At 48.0% G+C, this 20,163-nt stretch carries 16 protein-coding genes; 8 read left to right on the top strand and 8 right to left on the bottom strand.

All coding sequences use genetic code 11. The features are described from left to right. The first annotated feature begins 70 nt into the window (after positions 1 to 70). Entirely contained in the window at positions 71 to 652 is a 582-nt protein-coding gene (nadD, locus tag CVV44_20660; protein ID PKL35930.1) for a nicotinate (nicotinamide) nucleotide adenylyltransferase, read from the top strand. A 15-nt stretch (positions 653 to 667) separates the two neighbouring features. Here nadD and CVV44_20655 read toward each other — a convergent pair whose 3' ends face one another. Both CVV44_20655 and CVV44_20650 read right to left on the bottom strand, forming a co-directional pair. Continuing rightward, positions 668 to 1,492, bottom strand: coding sequence for a hypothetical protein (locus CVV44_20655; GenBank protein ID PKL35929.1), 825 nt, complete (start codon positions 1,490 to 1,492; stop codon positions 668 to 670). 45 nt (positions 1,493 to 1,537) lie between these two features. Next, positions 1,538 to 2,458: a hypothetical protein gene (locus CVV44_20650; protein ID PKL35928.1), complete on the bottom strand. Its 921-nt coding sequence runs from the start codon at positions 2,456 to 2,458 to the stop codon at positions 1,538 to 1,540. Positions 2,459 to 2,990: 532 nt separating this feature from the next. Between CVV44_20650 and CVV44_20645 the strand changes: the two genes are divergently transcribed. Next, the gene (locus CVV44_20645; GenBank protein PKL35927.1) at positions 2,991 to 3,530 is read left to right on the top strand and encodes a bacterioferritin; all 540 of its coding nucleotides are present in this window, start codon (positions 2,991 to 2,993) and stop codon (positions 3,528 to 3,530) included. Between the two features lie 10 nt (positions 3,531 to 3,540). Here CVV44_20645 and CVV44_20640 read toward each other — a convergent pair whose 3' ends face one another. Beyond that, positions 3,541 to 4,800 (bottom strand): DNA recombination protein RmuC, encoded by a 1,260-nt coding sequence (locus tag CVV44_20640; GenBank protein ID PKL35926.1) that lies wholly within the window; start codon positions 4,798 to 4,800, stop codon positions 3,541 to 3,543. 359 nt (positions 4,801 to 5,159) lie between these two features. Between CVV44_20640 and CVV44_20635 the strand changes: the two genes are divergently transcribed. From CVV44_20635 to CVV44_20625, 3 genes are all read left to right on the top strand, one after another. Continuing rightward, the gene (locus CVV44_20635) at positions 5,160 to 5,465 is read left to right on the top strand and encodes a hypothetical protein (protein PKL35925.1); all 306 of its coding nucleotides are present in this window, start codon (positions 5,160 to 5,162) and stop codon (positions 5,463 to 5,465) included. Positions 5,466 to 5,559: 94 nt separating this feature from the next. Continuing rightward, the gene (locus CVV44_20630; GenBank protein PKL35924.1) at positions 5,560 to 8,187 is read left to right on the top strand and encodes a hypothetical protein; all 2,628 of its coding nucleotides are present in this window, start codon (positions 5,560 to 5,562) and stop codon (positions 8,185 to 8,187) included. 95 nt (positions 8,188 to 8,282) lie between these two features. After that, positions 8,283 to 9,800 (top strand): hypothetical protein, encoded by a 1,518-nt coding sequence (locus tag CVV44_20625; protein ID PKL35923.1) that lies wholly within the window; start codon positions 8,283 to 8,285, stop codon positions 9,798 to 9,800. 19 nt (positions 9,801 to 9,819) lie between these two features. Here the strand turns inward: CVV44_20625 and CVV44_20620 are convergent, their stop codons facing one another. Next, positions 9,820 to 10,875 (bottom strand): serine/threonine protein kinase, encoded by a 1,056-nt coding sequence (locus tag CVV44_20620; GenBank protein PKL35922.1) that lies wholly within the window; start codon positions 10,873 to 10,875, stop codon positions 9,820 to 9,822. Positions 10,876 to 10,878: 3 nt separating this feature from the next. Next, positions 10,879 to 11,448 (bottom strand): hypothetical protein, encoded by a 570-nt coding sequence (locus CVV44_20615; protein PKL35921.1) that lies wholly within the window; start codon positions 11,446 to 11,448, stop codon positions 10,879 to 10,881. Positions 11,449 to 11,691: 243 nt separating this feature from the next. Here CVV44_20615 and CVV44_20610 point away from each other — a divergent pair, with 243 nt between their 5' ends. Then, complete coding sequence (locus CVV44_20610) at positions 11,692 to 13,695, top strand: hypothetical protein (protein ID PKL35920.1); 2,004 nt, start codon at positions 11,692 to 11,694, stop codon at positions 13,693 to 13,695. A 4-nt stretch (positions 13,696 to 13,699) separates the two neighbouring features. Here CVV44_20610 and CVV44_20605 read toward each other — a convergent pair whose 3' ends face one another. Beyond that, complete coding sequence (locus tag CVV44_20605; GenBank protein ID PKL35962.1) at positions 13,700 to 15,127, bottom strand: ATP-dependent DNA helicase; 1,428 nt, start codon at positions 15,125 to 15,127, stop codon at positions 13,700 to 13,702. A 253-nt stretch (positions 15,128 to 15,380) separates the two neighbouring features. Here CVV44_20605 and typA point away from each other — a divergent pair, with 253 nt between their 5' ends. Further along, on the top strand, positions 15,381 to 17,183 hold the full coding sequence (gene typA, locus CVV44_20600) for a translational GTPase TypA (protein PKL35919.1): 1,803 nt from the start codon (positions 15,381 to 15,383) through the stop codon (positions 17,181 to 17,183). A 32-nt stretch (positions 17,184 to 17,215) separates the two neighbouring features. Here typA and CVV44_20595 read toward each other — a convergent pair whose 3' ends face one another. Beyond that, entirely contained in the window at positions 17,216 to 17,401 is a 186-nt protein-coding gene (locus CVV44_20595; protein PKL35918.1) for a hypothetical protein, read from the bottom strand. 67 nt (positions 17,402 to 17,468) lie between these two features. Here CVV44_20595 and CVV44_20590 point away from each other — a divergent pair, with 67 nt between their 5' ends. After that, positions 17,469 to 19,976, top strand: a complete 2,508-nt coding sequence (locus CVV44_20590) for a hypothetical protein (protein ID PKL35917.1) — start codon at positions 17,469 to 17,471, stop codon at positions 19,974 to 19,976. Here the strand turns inward: CVV44_20590 and CVV44_20585 are convergent. Next, complete coding sequence (locus tag CVV44_20585) at positions 19,962 to 20,156, bottom strand: hypothetical protein (GenBank protein PKL35916.1); 195 nt, start codon at positions 20,154 to 20,156, stop codon at positions 19,962 to 19,964. The two genes, CVV44_20590 and CVV44_20585, sit on opposite strands and share 15 nt — an antisense overlap. Positions 20,157 to 20,163 lie beyond the last annotated feature (7 nt).

The following is a 20,163-nucleotide window of genomic DNA, read 5'->3' as shown; positions in this document are numbered from 1 at the left end:
AAATTTTCCTTTACAAATACCTTTGAAGAGTTTTAGTGTTATACATGAAAAACGGAACTCATATACTGTCATGAATATAATTCTATTCGGCGGAGCATTCAATCCCGTACATCGGGGGCACCTGTATATTGCGGAAAAGGCAGCTGAAACCTATCCCGACTATAAAATCCTTTTTGTTCCTTCCCGTCTCTCGCCTCATAAAAACAATGAGTCAATGATCGCGCCGCGCCACCGCATACACATGCTCCGTCTGGCCCTGAAGGGAACCCCCTTCATGCTGGAACCATGGGAAACGGAAAGATCAGGTATATCATACACCATCAAAACTGTAAAATATCTGTATAAAAAATACAATCCGGAGAAGAAACCGATCATCATGATCGGCGATGACCTGCTTCCGATCCTGCATACATGGCGGAAGGTTGAAGAATTAAAACAGATTGCCGAATTCCTTGTTTTCAGGAGGGAATTGAATCCCCCTTTGCTGTCGGACAAAGGATTTTCCATTCACTATCTTGACAATAATATTAAAACTGTTTCATCAACGGATTTACGTATAATGATAAGCCGCGGGGAAGATCCCGCAGATCTGCTACCGACGGGTGTGTATGATTACATCAAAGAAAAAAACCTTTATAAAGCGAACACATAGAGTGAGCCCACTTCACTATAAATCCGCCTTCAGCATCAATGAACCATAATAAAAGGCTTTTCCGCCGCCCGATTCAGGAGTGAATTCCGTTTCGCCACGCAGCTCAAAAACAGTGAAACCCGCCGGTTTGAGAAGAAAATCTATGAGTTTTTCCCCGTCAATTTCTGGCAGTTTTGTTTTTTCCTTTATGCCGTCATGTACAAGCTGATCCAGGCTGAATTCGGCATGCAGTCCATACGTAATTACCTGTTCTCCCATTCCGGGAATTAAAAGCCTTTGATATCCTTCGGACTCAATGCTTTCTTTTGCCGAACCCTTTACATCCCGGAGCATCATCACATATTTAAATGATGCGGGATTTTTCGTAACCGTTTCAATAAAATTGGGAACGGTCAGTATAAAATCTATCCCGCGATGTGTCGTTCCCCTGACATATTTTTCCGTGACCATGCGGCGCTCACCGCCGATTTCCTCATATCCCCGGGAAAATTCCTCAACATAAATAGCCTGCCCGCTCATCTTCTTCCCCTTCTCATTGAAAGCCCGGCTTGTTCCTGGTATATCCAGGGAAGGTTTTTCTTTTTTGAAAAGGGAAATATACTTCTTTGCATCAGCGTTAAAAATTTTCAGATTATTAATATTGTAGTGCAGTACAACAGGGGCTTTAATTATATTCCTGTTTTCTGTGTGCTGTGTATATACTTCAATATTCAAAACCAGCTCACCCTGAATTGTCCGGTAATGTTCCGAAGAATTGAGTTTAATCCGGGGTCCGGACCTGACTGAAGTAATCACGACCGGCAGCAGAATGATTGTTATTAGCAGAACTCTATTTTTCATTACTTTTTTCTATGGGACACAAGCAGTATTCTGGAATGGTCTTATTCATGGGATCATTCCCTGGAGCCAGAAATGAAGATCATAATCCTGCGTCCCCCAGTTGGACCACGTTTCCATGGCGGCGTCAGTATACGCCCCGTTGATATCATATCTCCGTCCGTTGCTGTATGAATCAGTGACAAGGTTTGCATCTATGTAGGCCGTAAGTTCATTTGTATCATATCCGCCCACAAGATAGGCCGTAAAAATCAAAGTCGTACCGGAGGCGACACTCATATTGATAGGAGTCCAGGTTATCCAGCCGCCCGAATATGACGCGGGAACTACGAGATCAATTGAATCCAGCATGACGCCGCCGGCATTCCGTATGATCAGCCGGAGCGTAACATCGCCGGTGCTTGAATCAACATTGTTTGCAAAGGGTGTTGCCATCGAAATTGAAAAGCTCTCCAGGATAATATCCTGGTCTATAAGTACGGACTGTCCCTGGCCAACGTTGCGGCCACCGGCATAATTGGCATCTCCACCGAACCACGCCGAATTGGACCCGGTGTCATGCAGTATTTCATAGGGTGTTCCCGCGGCAATATTCACAGTGACGGAATAATCCTGCATGGAACCGTCACCGGCAGTTACAGTATATGTTACGGGGCTGCTGAAATCATTGGGAGTACTCCCGCTTATCTGCAGTGTCGCCCCGATATGGACTGAGGCCCCTGTTGTGGCAAAGGAGGCTACCATGGCCGTGACATCCGTTCCATAGGGTACCGTGGCAGTTATGGCATACGCAATGTCATCAATTGTCGCCGTAATTCCCAGGGTTGTAAATGAAAAGGAGGTAATTGCCTTTGCATCGGTCATCACCGCTGGTCCATTCATTTCATTGAAAAGATCGGCGCGTTCACACCCCGATTCCCCTGACAGGGCAAGGAATATAAGCGGAAATATTAATTTAACTATTTGCATTTGATTCCTGTATTTTACCGGAAGCTCTGTGTATAAGCTAGTATTCTTTGATTTTTCCAATCGTGTCAATAAATTAATGGTAAAATAAACTCCAGGCTCATCTTTCATTGATATTCCCGCTACAATTCGTATATTTATACCGGGAGCAGGATCATGTCACTGGTACTGGCAATTACCTTGATCCTGATGCTGGTGTTTCTTCCTGGGCTTTTCAGCGAGACCATACACCTGCACCATTGATCAGGCCTGGAGGTATCCCACTACAGTGGCAGCCTCGGTGTCTCTGCGATTTGAATCCGTATCAAGACAGGGAGAGGGGTATTATAGACTTTCCATAAAAATCGGGCAGTATGCCTGTTGAGAAAATCACGCCTTTGGGAAAAATATCCTTAATTTTTACTTTTTACTTAAAAAAATGAAACTTGACTTCGACTAACCTTCCTGTACTAGAATAAATTCTTAAATCCCACGCCGATTCAATGTGGTGAAATAGTATGCCACTAATATGACTAAAACAAAAAGGAGTTTGATAATGGCTGAAAACAACAGAGAGAAACGCCGGGAAAAAGTGATCGAAGTACTTAACAAGGCCAGATCCATGGAGCTGCATGTGATACACCAGTACATGAACCAGCATTACAACCTGGACGACATGGATTACGGGGAACTGGCAGCGAACATGAAGCTCATCGCTATCGACGAAATGCGTCATGCCGAAATGTTTGCCGAGCGCATAAAGGAATTGGGCGGAGAACCCGTTTCCGAAAAGGCTGCTGAAGTGACCCGGGGCCAGGCCGTTGAAGCCGTTTTCCCTTTTGATGCCGGCCTGGAGGATAATGCTATCGATGCATATAACCAGTTCATCCTGGTATGCCGCGAAAACGGCGACAGCTCCAGCATGAAACTATTTGAGGTCATTGTGGACGAGGAACAGGAACACTTCAACTATTTTGATAATATCGACGACCATATCAAAAAACTGGGGGCCTCTTTCCTGGCACGCATCGCGGGAACACCGGCCGATACGGGCCCCGCTTCAAAAGGCTTCATCTTGAACAAAGGCGGTCAATAGGCTCTGAAATTTAATCCTCATCATCCATCTGTAGGGGGGCGCGCACCTGGGTTTCGACCATTTCGCCCCCCGGCACCTCCTCTGAACCGGCGCCGAACTCCTTCAGCCTGCGGGCTGCGGGAATGAGGCGGCCTTCCATGGAGGCGACAGCTTCATTATAGCTTTTCACCGATGCTGAAATTTTACTCCCCACATCGTTGAACCTGGCAGTGAACACTCCGAGGCGCTTGTAAAGCTCCTTCCCCTGATCGGCGATCTGTCGGGCATTCTGCGAAACATGCAGCTGCATCCATCCCAGGGACACTACTTTTAGAAGAGCCAGCATGGTCGCAGGCGACACGATGATAACCCGGTTATTCAGGGCGTCGTCAAGCAGGGCCGGATCTGTGACAAAGGCTGCCGACAGCCCCGATTCATAGGGGACGAGCATAACAATAAATTCCGGGCTTGACTCAAACTGGCTCCAGTATTCTTTCCTGGAGAGCAATGATACATGGCTGCGCAGGGCCTTGGCATGTTCTGCAAAAAACCTCCGCCTTTCCTCCTCACCCGTGGCTTCGCTGGCGGCCAGATACGCCCGCATGGGCGCCTTGGCATCGATGGGTATAATCCCCTTGCCTGGCAGGCGCACTATCATATCGGGACGGCCGGTCCCTGTATCAGTGGCGGTCTGTTCGGAAAAATCCACATGCTCCATCATACCCGCCATCTCGGCTATTCTCCTGAGCTGCACTTCTCCCCATTTTCCCCGAACGGAAGATGATTTAAGTGCCTGCGACAGGGTTGTGGCAGCCTGTTGAAGCTCCTGATGTGCCCTGCTTAAAGAAAGTATGTGGGTCTCGATAGACCTGTAAGCTCCTTCACGTTTTTCCTCCATTACCTTGACTTGCCTGTCCAGCCTGTCCAGATCCTTTTCAATGGGATTGATGATATTTCTGAATTCTTCCTTATGGGTATTCCAGTCTCCGCGGATCACAGAGTGCAGACCGCTCAGTTGGTCCCTGGACTGCTGCATGAAAAGCTGAGAATTGTTGCGCAGGGCCTCCGTTGCCGTGGCGCTGAAAACATCCCTCATCTTCTTCTCGGCATTTTCCAACCATTCGATCTTAGACTGGTCTGCCTCTTTTTCCTTTCGCAGCGATGCGTTTTCAATCTGCAGGGAGACCATGATCCTTCCGGCTCTCATGCTCATGATAAGCCAGATCGTGAGCCCGCCAAGCAGAAATCCGCCCGCCGCTGCAGCAATCGGCATTGTTCCCGCATATTCCATATTCAACCTCCTGCACTTATAGAAAAAGAATTTTTCCTATTTTATCGGAGCTCCCCCGGGCACTGTCAATGTCTTTTCTGATCACGTAGAATCATGAATTTTCAACCCCTCTCATGGGTGGCTACTTTCGATTTATATACAGCATAAGTTTATCAGCCGGGGTCTCCGTAATGAATGCCATGGATTAATCAGCAGGGGTCAGAGCCTCAAAATATATTCATATCGTTCCTTTTTTTACAGAAAAAACTGAATTTATACCAATAAAGAGTTGATTAATATGCAATGTCATTTTAAACAGTGTTAATGTAATAGAAATTTTTCGCAAATATATTCTTAGTATATCTTAGAGGATTAGCTATATGAAAAATAACGAATATATCATGCACGAAGATGCAGAAAACAGCTGGCTCCAGGTTCCCCTGCAGGATTGCCTTTCCCTGGGACTGCTGGAAGAAATTTCATCAAATTCCTATGTAAACATCAGCGGCACCCTTATCTTCCTGGATAATATCACCGATGCACCCACCTTTATTTCGGCTGCTGAAAAGGCGGGATGGACCCTGGACATACGCCCCGTATACCAGAATTATTCCCACGTCAGAGCCATGAAGCAGTATGATATTGCCATGGTACGGGCCCATGTGGACCGATCGCAGAAGAATTAACAGAAACACATATCATATATAACGTATATAGTCCTTGACTTTTTTACCCCCTCCTCTTTAACTGAATATATATTCATTTACCAGGAGGCCCGTCATGACATGGAAAGACTTTCGTGCCAACTACACATTTAAAAAAATCCATATCCTTTATACAGCAATCTGCATCCTTCTTCTATATATATCATCGTCATGTATCAGCTGTACCGACTATATCATGAAACCGGGGTCAGAGCCCTCACCCACGGCAGCGGATAACGCAAAATTCACCTACGATCTCCCCCTTGACCCGGGAAGCCCCTGGCCGAAATTCCGCTGCAATGCCCTTCAGAACGGCCGGAGTGAAGTAATGCCTGAAAAATCCGGCCTCAGGCCCTGGGCCTATGAAACCGGCAAGGGTATTTTCAGTTCTCCCGTGGTCGATGGTGACGGGACCGTCTATATCGGATCGGCCGATCATTATTTCTATGCCATTAATAAAACTGGTAAGCTTAAATGGCGTCATCTCACTGGAGAGATAATCGATTCCTCGGCACTTCTCGATGATAAGCACAGGGTCTATGTGGGCTCCGGTGACGGCCATGTCTACGCCTTTGACCGCCTGAAGGGGACTCTCCTCTGGAAATTCAAAGCCCACTCTCCGCAGGAGGTAAAGGAAAAATTCGATCTCAAGACCTACAATCTCAACTGGTTCGAAGGCAATGTGGGCATGCTCCACGATGGGACCCTCCTGGCTCCCAATGATAATTACCTGGTTTATGCCCTGGACAGGGAGACTGGCATGGGTAAAACTCAGTACCTTGCCAATGAAATGGTATGGTCTTTGCCGGCGGTGAACACCAAAACAGGAAGGATATTTTTCGGCACTTGTTTTGCTGCCCTGAAAAATGTTTTCTGCTACGACAGCGAAAGTTCCCGGGAGCAGTGGACCAGCGGCGGCCTGGGAACCAATGCGGCAACCATCATGCTCACCTCGGACAGTCCCCGCGGCGCCGCTCTCGTGGGCGGATTTGACGGCATACTCAGGGCCTATGCCCAGGAAGACGGTTCCGCCCTATGGAAGTTCGGCGCCCGTGGGCATATCTATGCCAGTCCCGCACAGCTCAAGGACGGCACGGTGATTCAGCCATCGGCCGACGGCACGGTGTATGCAATAAATCCCGTCGATGGAAGTCTCAAATGGGCCTTTGATACGCGGGAGCCCATCAGGTCGTCACCGGCAGTCGATGCCGATGATGTCATTTATGTGGGTTCCGGCGAAGGACGGCTCTTCTGCATCAATCCCGATGGTACTCTCCGATGGGCATACCGCTGCATCGACGAAGACCGTAATGATCTCAACGCATCGCCGGCACTGGGGCGCCAGGGCGTTTACATAGCGGGAGAGAGCGGCGGGATATTTTTCATTCCCTACGACTATCCACTCTCAACGGCTGGAAAATCCGATGTCCGCTGCACCCCGGGTCCCGGCGAGGATCTGCCGAAAGACGGCAATTTCCTTTTCTTCACTACCCGTTTCGGCGGCCTTCAGATTGAAGCGCCGAAAGAAATCGACGCTAATGAACCCCTGGCCTTCTCCCTTTTCGTCAGAAAAAACGGCGATACGGTTCTGGCTGCCATTGACGGCAATTCCCTTGAGGTTACCTTCACGGGCGGAACCGAAGGCAGGGTCAAGGTTTCGGCCGATCGCCAGTTTATAACAATCATCCCCGGAGAGACATGGACGGGCCCCGAAGGCGGAACGCTTGCGGTCAGGCTGAAAGGTCCCTATATCACGGGACTGTCGCGCTTCGGGTTGAAATTTTTCGGCGGCAACAGGGGCGGCGAATTTGATCGGACATTTTCATTCCGCGTACGTCCCAGAAAAAATGGAAACATGCCATACCGGATACCGGTAAAAGCAGGAGATCCCTCTACCATGTTTGAAATGAGCCGCCTGGCAGCTCCGAGCCCGGCCATCCTCCCGTCGTGGAACCAGATCGGCTTTGATTCCCTTCACTATCTCTACGGCATCGTGGAAGGAAAAGGCAATAATGCCATAATCTGGGGTATCAGGGGAAAGCTCGACGGTGAATCGGGACAAACCGTGGCTGACACATCCCTGCAGGACCGTTTTCCTCTTATCCTGGATTATGACCGTGGGCTCGTTACCATGTACAACTATGACGGTTTCCTCCTGGATTTCAACGGGACCTGGGACATGCCATACGCCCTGTACAGGCTGGCCTTTAAAGCAAATCCTGCGACAGGAGCGATTTCCGCAAGACCGGCCCTTAACGCCATAGCCCGATGTGATGAAATTAAATTTTACGGCAAGTTTCTAAAACTGACGGGCATGTCGGAGTTTGATACGGGTCTCATGAATATTTACGGAGGCTGTAATTTAAAGCTCCACGGCAAAGGATACACAACGGGACCTGAGAATGCAGGGGCTGTCTCCTTCCACGCAGAAAAAGAATATGTCTCGGCAAAAATATCCGGCGGCCAATTGAAAAGAGAAGAACATGTTTATGGTATACTTCTTGTCGACACAGCAACCAATAAGCCGGTCCAGGCCAATTACGCACGGAAAACTTTTGTTGAGTCCCGCGAGGATGGCACGATCAGCACAGTAACCCTTCATCTCGAAGAAAAGGGTTTCCGGGGAAAGGCACGCGCCTATTTCATGGTGGACACCTATCCCGCAGCCAGGTCTGAAATAATCGTGGGATACCCCGGCGAATAGATGTATTTCCCTTATGATTCTTTCTTGACAAAAAGAATTATCCGCATACAAAGAAAGTATATGTCCTTAATCACGGAATAGACCTGAGAGAAACCATGAAAAAAGCCGTCATTATTCTCATGTTCACACTCATCCATTTCCCCCTGCTGGCGGGAATTCACGATGACGTGGATGAGCTGATAAGAAAAAGAGATTTTCAGGCGGCTGAAAAAATGGCGCAGCAGGCCGTTGACAAGAATCCCCTTGACCTGCAAGCCCTGTGCGCCCTGGGCTGTGTGTACCGCAACATGGCTTATAAAGAAGGTATTCAATTCGACTCAACCGCCGCCGGTATCAGAGATGGAGAAAGTGGAATGGGAGAATTCAATCAGGAGAATTTCAACAAAATTTTCACTCCCGTTCCATACTATGAGAAAGAGATTTTCAAAAAGGCGGAAACTATTTATTTTAAGATTATTGAAATTGATAAAACCTACAGTAATGCTTATTTCAACCTGCTCAATTCCTATGCCGTGATGAGGAACTTCGAAAAGTATTTTTCCGTAATTGATTTATACCTTGTCAACTTTAAAGAGGATAATAACACACCGTATATACTCAATGACCTTGCGGGGAAACTGTACAAGGACAACAGTTATGATGAAGCGGTCAGGCTATTCAAAATATGCATTGACCGGTACCCCTCGTATGCCCCGGCAGTTTGTGACCTGGGAGCAGTCTATTTTCAGCAGGGGGATATTTCCGGAGCATACAGGCAGTTCAAGGCAGCTTACAAAATTGACGGCAAGGACGCCATCAACCTGGCCAACCTGGCCCGATCCTGCATTTACCTGGAGGAATTTAAAGAGGCCTATGAGTATTACGGAATAATCACTCAAACAGTAACTGACGATATCTTCAACGATTATACAACGGGCATACTGGGATATATGTCAGGCGGCGAATATGCATCCCTATTCACCCGTTTCATCGAAAACAGGAAAAAGGGAATCCAGGACCACGATAAAGACTTCTGGATATTCACAGCGGGCAAATTTCTGGAGCTGGAAAAATTTGAAGCAAAAGAGAAGAATGATTTTTTTGAATATCTGCTCGATTCATTCAGAAAAAATGAGTACGACACCTATTCCATCATGACGGCAAACATACTGCTGAAACAGGGGTCCAACAGCTTCGCCCTCGTGGTTAACGCATCAATCTTTGACCGGCTCCGCTTTACGGAGAAAACAATTTACTACCTGGAAAAAATCGAGGATAGAAAAAAAGACGATCCGGGGATAATGAGCGACGATGATCTGAATTTCAATTACGGACGAAATTATCTTTATTCCGGGAAGATTGAAAAATCCCTGTCGTGCTTTAACAGGATAACACCTGAATCGGAACATGAGGCTGCTGTCAATTACTACATGGGCAGGATATACCTGATCAGAAAGGATAATGAAAAGGCCCGAACGTACCTGATGAAGAACCGCGACAGGGAAGATAAAAAGGACATGTACTACATCAATGAATCAATCCGCATTCTCCGCACAATGGAGTCTGAAAAACCCCAGGGCGGGAATGAAATAAAAAATGAAGTTAACAAAGAAGATAGAAAAAAAGAGAAGTAAACGAAACCATTTCGTTCATTTATTTGTCCTCCCAGTCCCAGAAAAAATCCTTATTTGTCAGGTCTTTCTCCGCATCCTCCTCCTTCTCGGCCTTTCTTATTCCCGGAGGGAGATCAACGCCGCTGCCGTAAAAATAATCAAGCTGGTCTTCCAGGTCGCGGGTTTCATCCTCCCAGTATTCCACGGTGCCAAAATGGGGAAAAGCCGCGGGAAATGCCGGATCTTCCCAGCGCTGTGCCAGCCATGCGGCATAACGGATATACCGGAGTGAACGCAGGGGCTCGATGAGGCGGAGCCAGGAATCGTCGAAATCCCGAAACTGGCGGTATGCCTCAAGAAACAGTTCACGCTGACGAAGACCTTCCCGGTCCCGGGCCGGGACTATCATCCATACATCCTGCACAACGGGTCCCGTAAGAAAATCATCGAAATCCAGAAAGAAATATCCCTCAGATCCCTTGAGCAGATTTCCCAGGTGGCAATCACCATGTATTCTCTGCACGGGAACCCCGGCGCTGAGTTTTTCAAATATGTCCACAATTTCCCGCACGGCATTCCCGTATCGCTCCCGACAGTGCTCCGGCAAAAATCCCTTCTCTTCAAGAAATGCCAGGGGCTGCAGGCCATAGGTTTCCCCGGTCAGGTGTATCCTGTGGAGTGCCGGTTTTGCCGCGCCGTTGTTGTGTATCCTGGCAAGATACCGTCCCAATGTTTCCAGCTCTCGGTCCTGGAGTTCATCGGGGACCCTGCCTCCGGTGCGGGGCCAGACAGCATAATAAATATCATCGGCCTGGTGTATTGTCGTCCCGTCGGAGAACCGCAGGGGTGCGCACACGGGAATCTCGTCATCACGCAGCTGAAAAAGGAAATCATGTTCCTCCTGTATCTGATCCCTGCTCCACCTGCCGGGACGGTAGAACTTCGTCACGATGTGTGCCCCGTCTTCCAGGCGAAGGTCATAAACACGGTTCTCATAGCTGTTCAGAGTCATACAGTGACCCGTAGGTTCAAACCCGCTTCTCTCTATGGCGCTTAAAACAATATCGGGCGTCAGGTTGTAAAAAAATTCATTCATGGGTTAGAATATCTTCTTCAATTTTTTCTTTACCGTATTTCCATCGATGTTCTTAGTCTGCTTCACTATGGCATCCTCGATTTTGTCGTAGGGAATGGGAAACTTTTTCCTGACTTCGATGACGATGGGAGTCGGCAGGGTGAAAGTACCGATGAGCAGATTCATATGCAGCCTGGCAACAACGGTTATATCTGCAGGTCTATGCCCCAATGCCTTCAGTGCCGATTCGAAGGGGACCTGCAAAAGAAGCTCCTCCACGACCGATGCACCGGCCTTTATACGCAGCATCCTGTTATGCGCCAATGTAGAAGCTTTATATTTATCAAGATAAATATCCCCGTCGATATGATCCAGGGCCACTTCGCCGGTAGTTGTGTTCGTTATTTTCAGGTAACCGGTAAAATCGATACTCTTTATATCAAGGCCCTTGAGGTTGACCTTCTTCAGTTCAATTTTTTCCAGGTCATACTTGCACTTTGAGAGATTCTTCCTGGCCTGGATATTCTGATTAATAGTGCCGCATCCCGCAGCAAAGATTACGGCAAATATCATTATTGAAGCTATTTTATGCATCATTCCCCCTTTTAAATAAAACGCGCTGTTACAATTTTGAGTATAATAGTGTTTATAATAGAATATTCATCAGTATCGTGTCAATGTATTTAAAGAACCCATACAAAAATAGCCCTGCGATTTAAATGTTGCCACAAACACTGCTCCTCCGTAATGGCGCAGCAGTCAACGTGATTTTCCTTGACTTAACCGGACACTTTCCCACACTTTGTCTATGATAATAATGTCTATCACCCGGTCTGAATGAAAAACAAAATAGCACTGTTCATATTTTTCATAGCTGCAGTCTTTTGGGCAGGCATCCTCGTCACGGGCATGGGAAAATCAGCCATGCAAAATGATTCCCGGTTCGTCCTTGCGGAAAAAGGAACAGTCTCTCTGGAAGGTTTCTGGAGAGTCACAGCCGCCGATTCTCCCCGTTATGCCGACCCTGATAGTGACGATTCACACTGGGATACAATTGCCGTCCCTGGGAACCTCATGGAACTCTTTCCCCGTCATTCCGGTATAGCCTGGTACCGCACCATCCTACGTTTCCCGTCTAAAAATAATCTTCCCATGTATTCCATAATTCTTGGGAAAATATGCGACACCGATGAAGTATATTTCAATGGGACCCTTATCGGAAAAACCGGAAATATAAATGATGAGACCAGCCATGCCTTTGACCGGATGCGCATATACCACATCCCCACGAACCTCATTAACACTGCGGGAGACAATATCCTTGCCGTACGCACCCGTGGATATCTTAAAGATTCCGCCGGCATGATCTGGGGATACTTCCTGGCTGGCGATACCCGGAGTATTCTTAAACGTATTGAATCGGAATACATCCTTGAAACCATATTTATCGCATTTTACCTGCTCATCGCCCTTGTTTTCCTGCTCTTTTCCCAGACAACCAGCCCGCTCTACTATCAGCAGCGCGCTTTCGCCCTTTTCTCCCTGTGCATTGCCGTGTATCTTGTCTGCGTTGGCCAGATAAAATATATTTATACCGACACCTTTCTTTTTTTCCATATTCTTCAGTACATTGCAGGCATAGGCGCAACCGTTTCATTCATTGTCCTTCTGAGAAAACTCTTTCAGCAGAATCTTACTTTACCTGACAAAGGGATTATCGCCGTCCTTGCCGCATCAGCCCTGTCATTCCTTTTTATCCGCGAGATCAATGGTTTCACGATTCCCCGCATATTGTGGCAGTCATCCCTTCTCTATATCATTTTCATCATAATTGAAAATACGGTACGGACCGTGCTGGAGAAAAGATGGGATTATATCCCGGTACTGGCCGGTATGGGGATATTGCTGCCCGGCGCCCTTCTGGAAGTCCTTCGGGCCTACACACTGGTGCCTGACTTCGATTATTTCAAGACGGCCCTCCCCGGCCTGGTGATACTCATATCCTACTTTCTCAGCGATCAGCTCTCCATTATGCGCCACATGAAGGCCCAGCTCATTGAAAGACTTGAACTGAAGGTCGCCGAGAGGACCCGTCTTCTCCAGGAACGAAATGAAGCCATTGAATCGGAGCTGGAAATCGCCAGGAATATCCAGACGCGCCTGCTTCCCTCCAGCTTTCCCGATATACACGGACTCAGCATTGATTCACTCTGTATTCCCATGGACAGGATAGGAGGCGATTTTTACACCTATTGCGAGAACGAGGATACTATCCGTTTTCTCATCGCTGACGTTGCCGGGCACGGACTTTCAAGCGCTTTCCTTGCGCTCATTGTTAAAAACGCCTTTGATAACGCGGAAAACCCCGGGTGCAGCGAAAATGAACTGCTGGGAGCCATCAATAAAACGGTCTTTCAATACGCCATGCCTTCTCATTTCATCACTGCCTTTGTCATCACCATCGATAAACAGACCAGACAATGCCGGTTCAGCAATGCCGGGCACCATCCGGCCCTGCTCTTCAGAAAAAGCATCAATGGCTGCATAGAGCTTTACGTAAAAGGAACGTCCATGGGCTGGCGGACTGACATTAATTTCAGCGTTGAATCTTTCCAGCTTCTCACCGGCGACCGTCTCGTTCTTTACACCGACGGTATAGTCGAATGCATGAATCCCGCAGGCGAGTTATTCGGCAGCGGCCGCCTTGAATCCTTTATCGGGGCCACTGCCCTTCGGACCCCGTCCGATACGGTCTCATCGCTTATCGATGAGCTGCGGGTTTTCTCCCGCTGCGATTCCTTTGACGATGACATCAGCTGTGTCGTTGTCGACGTCCTCTGATCCTTCAGTTCCCGAGGCACAAATCGCAGTTCCCGCAATTATCCAGCGGCATATGGAAATATCCATATATATATTCGCGGCGGCACCCTTCTTCTTTTACATACTGCAGAATGTCGTAGAGACGCATCCGGTCAGCCTTCAGCTTCGCTTCCAGGAAATCCTCTGAAAGTAATTCCTCGTGGAGAGTGTCTTCAACCTTAAGATTATGATGCTCCATACTTCCCGTTGTAATGCCATGCCGGTCTAAAATATTCAGAACAGTCTGAAGCCGGTGGTCCCCGGCATGCTTATACACCAGCTTCTCCTGCAGCTCATCGTAGGTATAGCTGTTTATCTGTTGCCCCAGGGCTTTGATGAGATCATAGGTTTTTTTTATAAATGAGGCGTCGGGATTACGCCAGTGCAGGAAGTCCATCTGCACTGCCAGGTCATTCTCATCGTAGATGAGCAGGCATTGCGAAGCGTCGCCGTCCCTGCCGGCTCGGCCGATTTCCTGGTAATATGATTCGACGGAATCGGGGATTTCGGCATGAATGATCATGCGGATGTCGGGCTTGTCTATGCCCATACCAAAGGCGTTCGTTGCCAGCATGATCTCCTTGTCAGAAGCGAGGAACCGCTGCTGAACCGCCTTCCTCTTTTCGGCGGAGAGTCTGCCGTGATAGACCAGGTACGGAATCTTCTTCATATCAAGCCATTCGCCGAAAGCTTCTATGCTTTTAATGAGATTGAAATAAATAATCCCCGGACCGCGGTTTTCCCTGATCCGTTCATAAATAATATCATACTTTTCATTATTATCAATGACGCTGAGCACCTGGAGATTCAGGTTGGGCCGGCACACGCCTTCATTGAACGTCATGACCAGGGAGGGGGAAATGCCCGTCTGCGTGATAATATCCTCCTGCACTCTTTTCGTTGCCGTTGCCGTAAATGCCGCAGTGACGGGATTACCCAGTATCTGCCGGTATTCGGCAATCCTGGAATAGTCGGGCCGGAAATCATTTCCCCACTGGCTGACGCAATGAGCCTCATCCAGGGCAAGCAGTGAAATCTTTCGTTCTTTTATCGAATCGAGAAAATCACTTTTTCTGAAGCGCTCGGGAGAAACATAAAGAATTTTATACCGGCCACGGACAACCTGGCGGTAACGCTCTCGGCGCTCTCGGCCGCTCAGTGATGAATTTATGAAAGCGGCGTCGATTCCCCTGGCCTTCAGCGCATCAACCTGGTCTTTCATGAGGGCAATGAGCGGGGACAGGACAATGGTAAGATCATCAAGCATCAGTGCGGGAACCTGGTAGCAGAGTGATTTGCCCATACCCGTGGGCATGATGACCAGACAGTGCTTCCCGTCCAGAATGCGGTTGATAATCTCCTCCTGGGATGCACGAAAGGCCGTAATCTGAAAGATTTTTTTTATTTCAACCATATCGGAGGTTTTATCTGTGTTTATATCATTCACCTGCTTTTCCCTGATCCTCTTGAATATACAGTAAAAAAAGCACTGTTAATAAACATACCGTTTAACTTCCACTATTTTATTCTCCATCATTAAAAAAATGCTCGCCAAAAATCAACCGTTAATGCAGTTTGTCCTTCTTCTTACAGTTTTCCGAAAATCAGGTAACCATTAGAAGAAGAACCTATCCGGCCCACTGCCGTTCAATCCAAAGAGGACATATATGCAAAAAACCAGAAACATCGCTATTATTGCCCATGTTGATCACGGGAAAACCACCCTCGTCGATGCCATGCTCCGCCAAACCGGTACATTCCGGGAAAACCAGCACATGGAAGAACGGATCATGGACTCCAATGACCTGGAAAAAGAGAGAGGGATCACTATTTTCTCAAAAAATGCCTCCCTCATGTACAAGGACTGCAAGATAAACCTTGTTGATACGCCGGGGCACTCCGATTTCGGCGGCGAGGTCCAGCGAATCATGAAAATGGTAGATTCCGTACTGCTCCTGGTGGACGCCTTTGAAGGCACTATGCCGCAGACGAAATATGTTCTCAAAAAGTCCCTGGAAATGGGACACTGCCCCATCGTGGTAATAAACAAGGTTGACCGCCCCAACAGCAGACCGGTACAGGTCCTTGACATGATTTTCGACCTCTTCGTGCAGCTCAATGCAACGAACAAACAGCTCGATTTTCCCGTCATATACGCATCGGCAAAACATGCCTATGCCCGATATGAACTGAAGGACACCAATAACGATGTAATTCCCCTCTTTGAAACAATTGTAAATCATGTTCCACAACCTGAAGGAGACGCTACACTTCCCTTTCAATTCCTCACGTCGGCAATCGCCTACGACAACTACCTGGGCCGCCTGGGCACCGGCAGAATCCACAACGGTAAGGTCTGCCGCGGTGATGATATCATGCTCATTAAACGCGATGGGAAACGTGTCCCCTCCCGTATAGTGAAGATATTTGCCTACTCAGGCCTTAAAAAGGTAGAGATACAGGAAGCCGAAGCCGGCGACATTGTTTCCCTGGCAGGCATGGAGAGCATTGACATCGGCGACACCGTTGCCGACCGGTTAAACCCGGAACAGTTATCATCCATCGAGATCGACGAACCAACCATCTCCGTAACTTTTCTGCCCAATAACTCCCCCTTCCTGGGGCGGGAAGGAAAATATGTTACTTCCACGGCTGTATGGACACGTCTTGAAAAAGAACGTCAGAGCAATGTGAGCATGATCATAGAAAAGAACGGTAATGCCGAAACCTTTACCGTCAAAGGGCGGGGCGAGCTGCAACTAGCCATTCTCATTGAAAACATGCGCCGCGAAGGGTTCGAATTTCAGGTTTCACGCCCCGAGGTAATATACCGGGAATTGAATGGCGTAACCTATGAGCCCATGGAGCTTGCAGTCATCGATGTGGCCGATGAGTTTGTCGGAGTGGTTATCGAAATGCTCGGCATTCGCAAAGGCGAAATGACCAACATGGTTCAGGGTAGCGATGGTTATTCGCGCCTTGAATTCAAAGTCCCGTCACGCGGACTCATCGGGTTCAGGAATGAATTTCTCACAGAGACACGTGGTACGGGTATAATACATCATAGTTTTATTGATTATGATGTATACAAGGGCGATATTCCCACACGGACCAGGGGAGCCCTGGTCCAGATGGAAAACGGCACGGCCGTGGCTTACGCCCTGGACAACCTCCAGGAACGCGGCGAGCTCTTTATTTATCCCGGCACGGAAGTGTATGTAGGCATGATCGTGGGTTCCAACAGCAGGGAAAGCGACATGGATGTGAATGCCTGTAAAACGAAAAAGCTTACCAATATCAGGGCCTCGGGAACAGATGACGCCATAAAACTGATCCCTCCCCGGACATTCAGCCTGGAACAGGCCCTGGAGTTTATCGACGACGACGAGCTCCTGGAGATCACGCCCAAGAACATACGCATGAGGAAAAAAATCCTCGGTAAAATCGACCGCAAGAGAGCAGCCCGGTAATAAGTCTTTTCCCGGGCCTGAACCGGCCGTATTTATAAATTTTTACCGGCACCTGCGCCCACCACGTTTCCGCCTATACGCGGAAACGATTCAATGACCAACTCCCTCATATAAATGCATGACTCTCCTGTACAGCCCTCCTGCGGCAGCATCCGAAGATAGGCCGAATATTCCCCCGTCATAGGAAAAATATATTGCAATGCCAGTTCATCTGCCATATACTAAAAGTCGAAAACCGGGGAATTGACACCTCGAATCAATCTTGATGGAAATGGGATACTTCTAGTGTTATTCATAAGACTGATCACGATACTTATTATAACCGCCGTAGCTGTGACCGCCGCGCCCGTTGAAAAATCAGTACTGAACCTGGAAGACGGTTTCACCGACACTTACACCGGCTCCTGGTCGGAAATGCTTTCCGATACATCGGGCAGCATGACTATTGAAGACGTGGTGAAATCAGCAAACTGGATATCCCAGGACAGAGACGTCGTATCCCTGAGTTTTCTGAAATACCCTATATGGATACGATTTACATTCCTGGATTCGCGAAAAACCCTGTCGCCCCTTTTGCTTCGTCTCCAAAACCCCCTTCTTAACAGTATAGACCTTTATCTCATCAAAGCGGGACGAATCACGGGACATGTCCATACCGGTGATGCTGAACCATATGGCAGCAGGCCTATCGAAAGCAATGACTTTGTTTTTCATCTTGAGCAGGAGAAACAACCTGTCACCTGCGTTCTGCGCATCGAGTCCACCAGCGCCATGAAAATACCCCTGGAAATTATGACGTTCCCCGCCTATATCCGCCAGAGCAACGGAGAACAGATGATTCTCTGGGGACTGTATGGAATCCTTATCATGCTGGTCCTGCATAATCTCTTTTTATTCCTGTCTGAAAGGGACCGGGTATATGGTCTGTTAGCCTCTTTTTTGATCTTCTGGCTGATATATGAATTGGCCCATCTCGGTTATGGCTACCAGCATCTGTGGCCCAATTCCATATGGTTCCAGGAACACGCCGTTCCCTTTTCCATTTCAGGAGCCCTGACCTTTATCGGTCTCTACTTCACGGCACATCTCAGAACGAAAGAATCGTTCCCCGTCTTTCATAAACTGATAACAGCTCTGGTGATCATTCCGGGAGCAGTCATGCTTCCCGTATCAATTCTCGCTCCCTACCAGGTTTCAATAAAAATAGTACTCATTCTGGGTCTCATCGCATCTCCCCTGCTCATAATTCTTGCCCTGGCCGGCGCCTTCAGAAAAAACCGGCAGGCCTACTTCATCCTTGCCGGATTCACGGCACAGCTGATTGGGCAAATGCTGTCCAACCTTCTCGCATGGGGCGTTATTCCCTTTAATCTTTTTACCAGCAACACCGTACATGTCTCCGGGACCCTGCTCATGGTCCTTGTTTCACTGGGTCTCATGGACAAGCTGAATATAATGAGGAAAAGCCTTGAAACATCCGAGCTGAGTCTGAAAGAAAAAAACCTGGAACTGGTGGCGACAAACGAGGAAATGCACGCCACCCTGGAAGAACTGGAAGCGGCCAACGAGGAATTCGAGGCGCAGAACGAGGAGCTTATTGCCTCGCAGATCCTGCTGGAACAGAACGAGAAACAGATCCGGATAATTGTCGAGAATCTTCCACTGCCCCTGATCGTTGAAAACGAAGGGACTATCAGCTATATAAACGGTGCCTTCCGCCGGACCTATTTCAACGATATCGATGACGTGACAGATTCAGATAAACTTATAACAAAACTTCTCCCCGATGGAGAGGTCCGCCGTAAAGCCATGGAAGAGATACTCCTCCATTCCGCGAATCTGCATGACGGTGAAATGATATACCTTGGGCACTTCAGACTATCGACAGGGTATGGAAACACACGTGAAACCGAAATCTATATTACCAAGGCTCTTCCCCTTCGTCTCTTCATTCTCATTGATATAACAGAACAAATGAGGACAAGAGACCTCATCCTGCAAACGGAAAAAATGATGACCATCGGTGGTCTTTCGGCAGGCATGGCCCATGAAATCAACAATCCCCTTTCCATCATTGTTCAGGGCGTCCAGTCAATACGACGACGCCTTGATCCGTCACGAAAGGAAAACAATGAAACGGCAGCTGAACTGGGTCTCGATCTTAAATCGGCACATGAATACTTTAAATCACGGCGTATCAACCAGTATATGGACGGCATCGAAGAGGCGGGACACAGAGCTGCGGCTATCGTCGTCAATATGCTGAATTTTTCCAGGAAGGGCTCCATCGAAAAGAAAGAATATGATATTCACTCCATCATCGATGAAACACTTAATCTCGCGTCAAAGGATTACAATCTGAAAAAGGGATATGATTTCCGTAAAATTCAAATCAGCCGTAAATTCGATGCCTCACTTCCCCGGGTCAATTGCGTCTTAAATGAAATACAACAGGTTCTACTCAACATCATCAAAAACGCTTCGCAGGCCATGAGCACCTGCAAGGAAGAGGACTACCGACCGCAGCTTATTATTCGAACCGCCATGGACGATGTCATGATTTCCATATCCATCCGCGACAATGGGCCGGGTATCCCTGCGGAATATATCAACAGCATCTTCGATCCTTTTTTCACCACAAAAATCCCCGGGGCCGGAACGGGACTCGGCCTCTATGTGTCACGATACATCATCAACGACAGGCACAGCGGTCAGATAAGCGCCTGCAACCTTCCTGATGGTGGAACGGAATTTCTAATTTTACTTCCTGTTGTACAGTCAGAGATTACATAAAAGGACGAGGCGAAGATCCATGCGGGGAAAAAAATAAGAGGAGGTATCGAACCTCCTCTTGTGTTTGCTCTTTCGCGTGTACGCCTTTTTCGGCGTTTCCCGCTTCGGCGCCGGTGTGTTGAGCCGAAGACCGGAATGAATCATTTTAAGAATTTCCTTTCTGCCGTCATTTTTCTTCATGGCAGCA

Source organism: Spirochaetae bacterium HGW-Spirochaetae-1 (assembly GCA_002839375.1).
Taxonomy (GTDB): domain Bacteria; phylum Spirochaetota; class UBA4802; order UBA4802; family UBA5550; genus PGXY01.
This window is presented reverse-complemented; position numbering and strand designations above follow the sequence as displayed.